The 11,687-nt window shown below is 64.4% G+C and carries 6 protein-coding genes; all 6 read left to right on the forward strand.

The genetic code is table 11. The features are described from left to right. Positions 1–166 precede the first annotated feature (166 nt). The 6 genes from xylB to MQW79_RS13070 all read left to right on the forward strand — a co-directional run bounded on the left by xylB (position 167) and on the right by MQW79_RS13070 (position 11,571). Positions 167–1,630 (forward strand): xylulokinase, encoded by a 1,464-nt coding sequence (xylB, locus tag MQW79_RS13045; protein ID WP_476584904.1) that lies wholly within the window; start codon positions 167–169, stop codon positions 1,628–1,630. Then, on the forward strand, positions 1,627–2,934 hold the full coding sequence (gene xylA / locus MQW79_RS13050) for a xylose isomerase (RefSeq protein WP_476584905.1): 1,308 nt from the start codon (positions 1,627–1,629) through the stop codon (positions 2,932–2,934). The genes xylB and xylA overlap by 4 nt, the downstream gene beginning before the upstream one ends. Positions 2,935–3,155: 221 nt before the next feature. Then, positions 3,156–4,799, forward strand: coding sequence for a glycoside hydrolase family 43 protein (locus MQW79_RS13055; RefSeq protein ID WP_476584906.1), 1,644 nt, complete (start codon positions 3,156–3,158; stop codon positions 4,797–4,799). A 140-nt stretch (positions 4,800–4,939) separates the two neighbouring features. After that, the gene (locus MQW79_RS13060; RefSeq protein ID WP_476584907.1) at positions 4,940–5,755 is read left to right on the forward strand and encodes a DUF2189 domain-containing protein; all 816 of its coding nucleotides are present in this window, start codon (positions 4,940–4,942) and stop codon (positions 5,753–5,755) included. A 304-nt stretch (positions 5,756–6,059) separates the two neighbouring features. After that, on the forward strand, positions 6,060–8,786 hold the full coding sequence (mutS, locus tag MQW79_RS13065; RefSeq protein WP_476584908.1) for a DNA mismatch repair protein MutS: 2,727 nt from the start codon (positions 6,060–6,062) through the stop codon (positions 8,784–8,786). After that, positions 8,767–11,571, forward strand: coding sequence for a [protein-PII] uridylyltransferase (locus MQW79_RS13070; RefSeq protein WP_476584909.1), 2,805 nt, complete (start codon positions 8,767–8,769; stop codon positions 11,569–11,571). Before mutS ends, MQW79_RS13070 begins: the two co-directional genes overlap by 20 nt. Positions 11,572–11,687 lie beyond the last annotated feature (116 nt).

Genomic DNA, 11,687 nt, shown 5'->3' on the forward strand with positions numbered 1-11,687 from the left:
AACCACGGGTGGGATTTGGTGGACACAGCTTCGAAGTTGAATTTGGGATGTTCCTAAGGAATAATCTCGGGTAAGAAACGCGCCAATCTAGAAATCGGCGTGCCCCGAAAATGGGGTGGGAGGACGTTCAGATGATTCGGTTTGAAGTGATTGAGGTACGTGCCTCATGACCTTTCTTGGCATTGATATCGGCACGTCGGGCGTCAAGGCGCTGCTGATCGACGCGGATGGCAGGGCGATTGGCGAGGCTTCGGCCCCGGCGGTGGAACCGGTGCGGCCGCAGCCGGGCTGGTCCGAGCAGAATCCTGCCGACTGGTGGACGGCGACACTCAATGCCGTGGACCGGCTCAAGCAGAGCCATGGCAAGGAACTGGCCGCCGCAAAGGGCATCGGCCTTTCCGGCCATATGCATGGCGCCACCCTGCTGGGCGAGAATGACGCTGTGCTGCGGCCCTGCATTCTCTGGAATGACGGGCGTTCGGCGGCCGAATGCGGCGAGATGGAAGCGGCGCTGCCGAGCCTGCGCCAGCTGGCCGGCAATATTGCCATGCCCGGCTTTACCGCGCCCAAGATCGCCTGGGTCAGGAAGCACGAGCCGGACATCTATGCCCGCATCCGCAAGGTGCTGTTGCCCAAGGCCTATGTCCGCCTGCTGCTGACGGGCGAGCATGTCGAGGACATGTCCGATGCCGCGGGAACGCTGTGGCTCGATGTGGCCAAACGCGACTGGTCCGATGCCCTGCTTGGCGTCACCGGCCTCACCCGCGATCACATGCCCCGCCTGGTCGAGGGCTCGGCGGTTTCGGCGCAACTGAAGCCTGAATTCGTGGCCCGCTGGGGCATGAGCGGCCCGGTCCTCGTGGCCGGCGGCGCCGGCGACAATGCGGCGGCGGCCTGCGGCATCGGCGCCATCCGGCCCGGTGAGGGTTTCGTCTCGCTTGGCACGTCGGGCGTGCTCTTTGTCTCCAACGAGACCTTCAGCCCCAATACCGAAGGCGCCGTCCACGCTTTCTGTCATGCCATTCCTGACACCTGGCACCAGATGGGGGTCATCCTCTCGGCGACGGACAGCCTCAACTGGCTGTCCCGCATATCGGGCAGGAAGCAGGCAGACCTGTCTGCCGAGGCCGAGGCCCAGTTCAAGGGACCGGGCGAAACGATTTTCCTGCCCTATCTTTCGGGCGAGCGGACGCCGCACAACAATGCCGGCGCGCGCGGGTCGTTCACGGGCCTCAGCCAGTCCACCGACACGGCGCAACTGGCCCAGGCGGTGATGGAAGGCGTGAGCTTTGCCATGCGCGATTGCCAGCGTGTGCTTGAAGATGCCGGCACGCGGATAGACCGCCTGCTGGCCGTGGGCGGCGGGTCGAAATCGGCTTTGTGGCTCAAGATGCTGGCCACCAATCTCGATATGGAAATCGCCCTGCCCGAAGATGGCGATTTCGGCGGCGCGCTGGGCGCCGCGCGGCTGGGTCTCTGTGCTGCGACCGGGGCCAGCCCGGCCGAGGTCATGACCATGCCGCCCGTCAAAACTACAATCGCGCCCGACACAAAACTGTCGGCCGCCTATTCCGACCACTATGCGCGCTATCGCGCGCTCTATCCCGCCATCGAGGAGGCAAGGCAGTGAGCGACTTTTTCAAGGGCCTGAGCAAGGTCAAGTATGAGGGCACGGACAGCAAGAATCCGCTGGCCTTCCACCATTACAACAAGGACGAGATCGTCGCCGGCAAGAGGATGGAAGACCATATCCGCCCGGCCATCGCCTATTGGCACACCTTCGCCCAGGAAGGCGGCGACCCGTTTGGCGGCCGCACCTTCGATCGTCCCTGGTTCGACAAGGGCATCGAGGGTGCCAAGCTCAAGGCCGAAGTGGCCTTTGAATTCTTCGACCTGATCGACGTGCCCTATTACTGCTTCCACGACGTCGACATCGCCCCCGAGGGCGCGACGCTGGCGGAAAGCAACAAGAATGTCCGCGTCATCGGCGACATCCTTGCCGAAAAGATGCAGCAGAGCGGAAAGAAGCTGCTCTGGGGCACGGCCAACCTCTTCTCCAACCGCCGCTACATGGCGGGCGCCGCCACCAATCCGGATCCGGAAGTCTTCGCCTATGCCGCCGGCCAGGTGCAGAACGTGCTGGAGCTGACCCATGAACTGGGTGGCGAGAACTATGTGCTCTGGGGCGGCCGCGAGGGCTATGAAACGCTGCTGAACACCAAGGTGGGCCAGGAAGCCGACCAGATGGCGCGGTTCCTGACGCTGGTCATCGAGCATGCCGACAAGATCGGTTTCAAGGGCCAGATCCTGATCGAGCCCAAGCCGCAGGAGCCGAGCAAGCACCAGTATGACTTCGACGTCGCCACGGTCTACGGGTTCCTGCAGCGCTATGGCCTTGAGAGCCGGGTGAAGTGCAATATCGAGGTCGGCCACGCCTTCCTTGCCGGTCACTCCTTCGAGCACGAACTGGCGGTTGCCTCTTCGCTGGGCATGCTCGGCTCGGTCGACGCCAACCGCAACGACCTGCAGTCGGGCTGGGATACCGACCACTTCCCCAACAATCCGGGCGAAATGGCGCTGGCCTTCTACTACATCCTCAAGCAGGGGGGGCTCGGCAAGGGCGGCTTCAATTTCGACGCCAAGGTACGCCGCCAGTCGCTCGATCCGGCGGACCTGCTCTATGGTCACATTGGCGGCCTCGACACGCTGGCCCGCGGCTTGAAGGGCGCTGCGGCGCTGATCGAAGACGGCGAGTTCGACAAGCTGCTCGACGATCGCTATGCCGGCTGGAACAATGGCCTCGGCAAGGACATCCTGGATGGCAAGCTGAGCCTTGCTGACATTGCCGGCAAGGTCGCGGCCGAAGGCATCAACCCGCAGCCCAAATCCGGCCGCCAGGAATATCTCGAAAACCTGGTCAACCGGTTCGTGTAGGGCCAAATGCCCGGTGCCATTCCTCTCCCCCTCGGGGAGAGGGTGGATCGGGCGCAGCCCGAGACGGGTGAGGGGGATGCCAAGGCCTTCCCTGAGCTTGCCTTATCATCCCCCTCATCCGGCGCTGCGCGCCACCTTCTCCCCGAGGGGGAGAAGAATAGACCCCCCACCCGCCCTTCGGGCACCCTCTCCCTCAAGGGGAGAGGGTGATGGAGCCGAAAATGCCCCAACTGACAAATCCCATCCTCCCCGGCTTCAATCCGGACCCGTCCATCTTGCGCGTCGGCGACGACTATTACATCGCCACCTCCACCTTCGAGTGGTTTCCGGGCGTGCAGATCCACCACAGCAAGGACCTCGCCAACTGGGAGCTGATCACGCGCCCGCTGACCCGCAAGAGCCAGCTCGACATGCGTGGCGATCCGGACAGCTGCGGCGTCTGGGCCCCCTGCCTCACCCATGACGGGGAAAAATTCTGGCTGGTCTATACCGACGTCAAGCGCAAGGACGGCTCGTTCAAGGACGCGCACAATTACATCGTCTGGGCGGACAAGATTGAGGGCCCCTGGTCCGACCCGATCTATGTCAATTCTTCAGGCTTCGATCCGTCCCTTTTCCACGATGACGACGGCAAGAAGTGGTTCGTCAACATGCTATGGGACCATAGGACCCGCCCGCTGAAGTTTGCCGGCATTGCCCTGCAGGAATTCGATCCCAAGGCGGGCAAGCTCGTGGGCCCGATCAAGAATATCTACAAGGGCACTGACCTCAAGCTCGTCGAAGGCCCGCATCTCTACAAGCGCAATGGCTGGTATTACCTGCTGACGGCCGAGGGCGGCACGGCCTATGACCACGCCTGCACCTTTGCCCGTTCGCGCCAGATCGACGGTCCCTACGAGACCCATCCGGACAAGCATATTCTCACCAGTAAGGATGCGCCGCTGGCGGCCCTCCAGCGCGCCGGCCATGGCGACATTGTCGAGACGCCGGATGGCAAGACCTATCTCGTGCACCTGACCGGCCGCCCGACCACCCAGGAACGCCGCTGCGTTCTGGGCCGCGAAACCGCGATCCAGGAGGCCTATTGGGGCGAAGACGACTGGCTCTATGTCAAGAATGGCCCGGTGCCCTCGCTCCATGTCGAAGTGCCCGGCACGTGCGACGAGGCCAAATACTGGGCCGAGCAGCGCTATACGTTCGAAAACGGCCTGCCGATCGACTTCCAGTGGCTGCGCACGCCGGACACGGATCGTATCTTCAAGACCGAGGGCGGCAAGCTGACCCTGTTCGGGCGCGAAAGCATCGGCTCCTGGTTCGAGCAGGCTTTGGTGGCCCGCCGGCAGCAGCATTTCTCCTATGATGCCGAGACTGTGGTGGATTTTGCCGCTACCGACGAGCGCACCATGGCGGGGCTGACCGCCTATTACAGCCGCTACAATTTCTTCTACCTGGCCGTCACCGCCCATTCCGACGGACAGCGGGAACTGCTGCTGATGAGCTCGGAAATCTCCTGGCCGGATGGCAATCTGAAATTCCCGGCCGAGCCGGTGCAGATCCCCAATAGTGGCAAGGTCAGGCTGGCCCTGACCATCAGGGGCAGGAAACTGCAATTCTTCTACGCCCTCGAGGGACAGGATCTGCAGCCCATTGGCCCGGTCCTCGACGCTTCGATCCTGTCGGACGAATGCGGCGGCCACCAGGCCCATGGCAGCTTTACCGGCGCCTTTGTCGGCGTCGCCGCGCATGACCTCAACGGCACGGCCAGCCCCGCCAGCTTCGATTATTTCACCTATCGCCCGCAGCACGATCCCTCGGATCGCTACGAGGTCGAGGCGCTGGTCGAAGGGCGTGGCTACGGCGCCTGATCACTTCTTTCTGAACCGGGGGCGACAAGTCCCCGGTTTGGTGCCTAGTATGATGTCATAGCGGTCGCAGGTTCTGCGTCTCGCGCAAGGGGCAGCGCTACGCAACGTCTTGCGACCTCCAACCTGGAGGAGTGCTCAACATGGCCCGAATGCACGTCATTGCCGGTTCCAGCGAAAAGCTGGACATGCCGGTCATCCACCAGATTTCCGTCAGTGACATCGGCGACGTGCTCAGGCGCGGCGCCGCCGATTTCTGGGCCAAGCCCAGCCATTACATCCTGCTCATGGTGATCTATCCGATCATTGGCATCGTGCTGACGGTGTGGATGAACGGCTTTCACACCTGGACCCTGCTCTATCCGCTGGTCGGCGGCTTCGCCCTGATCGGTCCCATAGCCGCGCTGCCGCTCTACGAAATCTCGCGCCGGCGCGAACTGGGCGAAAATCCCACCTGGGGCGATGCCTTCAAGGTCTTTCACTCCCCGGCGCTGGGCTCGATCATGGCGGTGGGCGCCATGCTCTTCGTGCTGTTCACGCTGTGGATGACCAGCGCCCAGGCGCTGTACGAGGCCCTGTTCGGCTCCTCCCCGCCCCGCACGCTGACCGGCCTTGTGGGCCAGGTTTTGAACGACCCGGGTGGGATTACGCTCCTCGCCATCGGCACCGGGCTCGGGGCGCTGTTCGCGCTCGTGGTGCTGTGCACCACGGTCATTGCCTTCCCGCTCCTGGTCGATCGCGATGTCGGCGCCTATGTGGCGGTGGAGACCTCGTTCCGGGCGGTCATGTATAACCGCGTGCCGCTCTTTCTCTGGGGCGCCATTGTCGGCGCCGGAATTTTCCTCGCCTCCCTGCCGCTATTCGTGGGCCTGGCCGTGGTGCTGCCGATCTTCGGCCACGCCACCTGGCACCTCTATCGCAAGCTGGTGGAACCGGCCTCGCTGATCCGAGGCACCTAACGATCCGGGCCGTCGGCCTGCTCATCAAAGGTCACGATGACCCGGAACCGGTCGGGTCATCTGACTTTGCCGCAGAAGCTGGGGGTGCGCTGTTCTTCCTCGAGGCCGGCCACGTCGACAGGGGTTATCACGTCACGACCGAGACAGCCGAAAGTGGGACCGTGCACCTGACCTGCGCGGTGAAGGGAGCCTTCAGGTCAGACCCGCAGCGTCCCACAGCATCACACAACTGGGCATAGTGCCCCCTGCCCGGTTGGCATCCCCCCGCGAAGCGCCTAAGGTCCGGGTTCCTTTTTGAGCCCTTTTGCCCGCGCCCATGGACCAGACCCATTTCGAGGCCGATTCCAGCGCCGCCCCGGTGGCGCTGACGCCGATGATGGCGCAGTATTTCGAGATCAAGTCGGTCAATCCGGGATATCTGCTATTCTATCGCATGGGCGATTTCTACGAGCTGTTCTTCGAGGACGCCGAGATCGCCAGCGCCGCCCTCGGCATCGTGCTGACCAAGCGCGGCAAGCATCTGGGCGAGGATATCGGCATGTGCGGCGTGCCCATCCACGCCGCCAATGACTATCTCAACAAGCTCATAAAACTCGGGCACCGCGTCGCCATCTGCGAACAGGTCGAAGACCCGGCCGAGGCCAAGAAGCGCGGGTCGAAATCGGTCGTGAAGCGCGACGTCGTCCGTCTCGTCACCCCCGGCACGCTGACCGAGGACGATCATCTCGACGCCCGCTCCGCCAATTATCTCGCCTCGCTGTCCATGGTGCGCCACGGCGAGACCGATTTTGCCCTGGCCTGGGCCGATATTTCCACCGGCGAGACCTTTGTGTCCGACCTCGCGGCCGAACAGCTGGGCGATGAGCTGGCGCGCATCGCCCCGGCCGAACTGCTGCTGACCGAAGCGGCCTGGCAGGCGCTGGCGGAGCGGCATCTGTTCGCGCCGGCCTGGGCCGGCATTGCCACCACCATTCCGGCCGAAATGGCCAGCAGCGAGGCGGCGATGCCGGCTTTGCGCGCCGCCTTTGACGTCGATGTCTTTGATCCAAGCGCCCTCAGCCGCGCCGGTCGGGCGGCGCTGGGGGCGCTGGTGACCTATGTCGGGGAAAGCCAGAAGGGTCGCACTGCGCCGCTGCGCCCGCCGGTCAGCAACCCGGCCGAGACGGTGATGAGCATCGACGCGGCAACGCGTGCCTCGCTCGAAATCCTCCTCACCCAACGGGGCCAGAGCAAGGGCTCGCTGCGCCAGTCCATCGACCTGACGGTGACGGCCCCCGGCGCGCGGCTTTTGGCCAATCGTCTCGCCGCGCCGCTGCGGCAGGCGGCGGCGGTCAATGAGAGGCTCGATGCGGTCGGCCGGCTGGTGGATGACACGCTGCTGCGGGCCCGCCTGCGGCAGGATCTCAAGAGTGCGCCCGACCTCGCCCGGGCCCTGTCGCGCCTGGCGCTGGAGCGCGGTGGTCCGCGCGATCTGGCTGCCGTGGGCAAGGCCGTGGCGGCGGCGCTGGAACTGGCTTCCCATCTCACCCGCCAGCCCGACCTGCCTTCGGTGCTGCAGCGGCTCGCGACGATCCTGGGCGCCGCGCCCCGTGGGCTGGCCGAAGAACTGGCGCTGGCGCTCGACGACGAGTTGCCCCTCCTCAGCCGCGATGGCGGCTTTGTCGGCCCCGGCTATGACGGCAAGCTCGACGAGGAACGGGCGCTGGGGCGGCAGACGCGCGACGTGGTTGCGGCCCTGCAGGCGCGGCTGATGGACGAGACCGATGTCCGCAGCCTCAAGATCAAGCACAATGGCGTGCTCGGCTTTTTTGTCGAAGTGCCGGCGGCGCACGGCCAGAAACTGCTCGAAGCCCCGCATCGCGAAATCTTTATCCATCGCCAGACGCTGGCCAATGCCATGCGCTTCACCACCACGGAACTGGCCGAACTCGAAGGCCGCATCGCCCGGGCCCAGGATGCGGCGCTGGAGATCGAGCTGGGGATTTTCGGGCGCATGCGCGAGGCGGTGCTGGGCCTGACCGCCCCGCTGCAGGGCCTTGCCGACGCTCTGGCCGAACTCGACGTGACGGCGGCGCTGGCGGAAGTCTCGGCGACCCGCGGCTATTGCCGGCCCATCGTCGATGACAGCCTTGCTTTTGCCATTTCAGGCGGGCGTCATCCGGTTGTGGAATTGATGGTCAAGGCCGAGGGCCACAGCTTTGTCGCCAATAATGCCGATCTCTCGGGCAGCGAGGAGGCCGGTGGCGGTGCCCTGTGGCTGGTGACGGGCCCCAATATGGGCGGCAAGTCGACCTTTCTGCGCCAGAATGCACTGGTGGCCATCATGGCGCAGATGGGCTGCTACGTGCCGGCAGACTCGGCCCATATCGGTGTCGTCGATCGCCTGTTCAGCCGTGTCGGCGCGTCCGATGACATTGCTCATGGCCGCTCGACCTTCATGGTCGAAATGGTCGAGACCGCTGCCATCCTCAATCGCGCCACGCGCCGTAGCCTCGTCGTGCTCGACGAGATCGGGCGCGGTACGGCCACCTTCGACGGGCTCTCCATTGCCTGGGCTTCGGTCGAGGCATTGCATGAAACCACCGGTTGCCGAGCGCTGTTCGCCACCCATTTCCACGAGCTGACCTCGCTGGCCAAGACGCTGTCCCGCGTCGCCAATGTCACCATGAAGGTGCGCGAATGGGAGGGTGAGGTCGTGTTCCTGCATGAAGTCGGTCCCGGCGCCGCCGACCGCTCCTACGGCATTCATGTGGCGCGCCTGGCTGGCGTCCCGGCGCCGGTCATTGCCCGGGCCAAACAGGTTCTTGATGTGCTCGAGCAGCGTTCGGCCGGCACATCCTCTTCCAGCCAGAAGGCCAGCGTGCTAGACGATCTGCCGCTCTTTGCCCATCAGCCGGCCCCGGCGCCAAAGGGCAAGGACCCCGTTCACGAAGCGCTCGATGCCGTCCGCCCCGACGAGATGACGCCGAGGCAGGCCATTGAGGCGCTGTATACTTTGAAGAAACTCCGCGATGACGCTCGCCGAAACTGAGGCACGGCCTAAAAAGCCGCAGTTCGCGCTGAAGACCGCAGACACGCTGCTGGCCGAGTTCGATGCCCTGTTGGGGGACGAGCCGGCACGCTCGCCAACCGCTCGCGCCGCTGTGCTCGGCCATGTCCGCCAGACGCTTGCCGAAGCCCGCAGGAGCGCCGAGGCGGAGCTTCTGGCCCATAACAAGGGCACGCGCTGCGCCCAGAACCTCTCGGCCGCGCAGGACGAGCTCATTACCGCCGTGCATCGCTTTGCCACGACGCGGGTCTATCCGGTCGACAATCCCTCCGGTGCCGAGGCCATCGCGCTGTCGGCCGTGGGCGGCTATGGCCGCGGCACGCTGGCGCCGGGCAGCGACATCGATCTCCTCTTCATCCTGCCCTACAAGCAGACCCCCTGGGGCGAACAGGTCACCGAGTATATTCTCTATATGCTCTGGGACCTGGGGCAGAAGGTCGGCCATGCCGTGCGCTCGGTGGATGAATGCATCCGCATGGCCCGCGCCGACATGACCGTGCGTACCGCCACCCTCGAGGCGCGCTTCCTCACCGGCGACAGGGCGCTCTACGAAAGCCTGGTGCAGCGGTTCGAAACCGAGATCATGCCCCGGACCGGCCCCGAATTCATCGCCGCCAAGATGGCCGAGCGCGACGAGCGCCACAAGCAGATGGGCAATACCCGCTATGTGGTCGAGCCCAATATCAAGGACGGCAAGGGGGGACTGAGGGACCTCAACACGCTGTTCTGGATCGGAAAATACTTCTACCAGGTTAAGACCAGCCATGACCTGGTCGCCAAGGGCGTGCTCTCGGAGGCCGAGAACCGGCATTTCTCCCGCGCCGAGGATTTCCTCTGGGCGGTGCGCTGTCACCTGCATTTCATCACCGGCCGTGCCGACGAAAAGCTGACCTTTGACGTGCAGCCCGAAATCGCCCGGCGCATGGGCTATGCCGAACGCCTGGGCATGCTGGGGGTCGAGCGCTTCATGAAGCGCTATTTCCTCGTTGCCAAGGATGTGGGGGACCTGACCCGCATCATCTGCGCATCGCTCGAATTCCACCATGCCAAGGACATGGACCTGGTGGGGCGCGTGCTGGCGCCGTTCCGCTCGGGCAAGTCCAGGATCAAGGGCGAGACGGCCTTCATCGTCGATACCGGCCGCCTCAATATCGCGGCGCCTGACGTCTTCGAGAAGGACCCGGTCAATCTCATCCGCGCCTTCATGGTGGCGGGCCGCGAGGAACTGCTGTTCCATCCCGACGCCATCAAGCAGGTCCGCGACAGTCTGCGGCTGATCGACAACAGGTTGCGCAACGACACCAGGGCCAATGCGCATTTCCTGACCATCCTCACCAGTCCGCTCTATGTCGAGCGCATCCTGCGGCAGATGAACGAGAGCGGTGTCCTGGGCAAGTTCGTGCCCGATTTCGGCAAGATCGTCGCGCTGATGCAGTTCAACATGTATCACCACTATACGGTGGACGAGCACCTGATCCGCTCGGTCGGCGTCATGGCCGAGATCGCCAATGGCGGCCTGCGCAATGAACTGCCGCTGACCCACGAATTGCTGCCCCAGCTCAACGATACGCGCCTGCTCTATGTGGCGCTGTTCCTCCATGACATCGCCAAGGGCCGGCCCGAGGATCATTCGATTGCTGGCGCCCGCATCGCGCGCAAGCTGTGCCCGCGTTTTGGGCTCAACGAGGCGGAAACCGATACCGTCGCCTGGCTGATCGAATATCACCTGTTGATGAGCGAGATCGCCCAGGCGCGCGACATCCAGGACCCGGAAACCGCAAAAGCCTTTGCCGATGTGGTGCAGTCGCCCCAGCGCCTGGCGTTGCTGATGATCCTCACCGCCTGCGATATCCGCGCTGTGGGTCCCGGCACCTGGACCGGCTGGAAGGGATCGCTCCTGCGCGCGCTCTACTATGCCACCGAACCGCTGCTCTCGGGCGGGCATAGCCAGGTCAGCCAGTCCGACCGCGTCGGCGCCGCGCGCCAGGCGCTGGCCGCCTCGCTCACCAACTGGGCCCCGGCCGACGTGGAAGCCTATACGGCCCGCCACTACGACCACTACTGGCTGCGCGCCGAGCCCGAATTGCAGCGCGAACACGCCAAGATGATCCACAATGCCGACATTGCCGACCAGCCCTTTGCCGGGGCGATCAAGGTCAAGGCCTTCGAGGGCATTACCGAAGTCAGCTTCTATGTGCCCGACCACCCGCGCCTGCTCTCGCTGATCGCCGGGGCCTGTACCATGCAGGATGCCTCCATCATCGGGGCGCAGATCTTTTCGACCCGCGACGGCCGCGCCATCGACACTTTCCGCCTGAAGCGTTCCTTCACGTCGGACGAGGACGAGAAGGTCCGCGCCACGCGCATCGTCGATACGGTCAAGCAACTGCTCCAGGGCAAGCGCCAGGTGCTGATCGACCTGGGCAAGGAAAGCCGGCACAACAAGCGCCTGCGGCCCTTCACCCTCCCGGCACAGGTGTCGGTCAGTAACGCCATCTCGGAAAAGTTCACCGTCATCGAGGTTTCGGGTCTCGATCGCATCGGCCTGCTCTACGCGCTCACCCGTGAGATTTCTGATCTGAGCCTCACCATCGGCTCGGCCCATATCGGCACCTATGGCGAAAAGGCCGTGGACGTTTTCTACGTCACCGACCTCACGGGGCAGAAAATCCATGTGAAGGCCCGCCAGAAGAAGATCCACGACGCATTGATGGCCGTGTTCAGACGGCCCGAACAGGGTCAGGAGAAAAAGGTGGCCAATGGGTGAGCTGGGGCGTGCACCTCTCCCTTTGGGGGAGAGGTCGACGGCGAAGCCGGCGGGTGAGGGGGCCTCGGCCCCGCACATAGCCGGGAGAAGGCCCCCTCACCCGGCCCTTCAGGCCG

Source organism: Devosia sp. Micro-HW1, assembly GCF_056341075.1.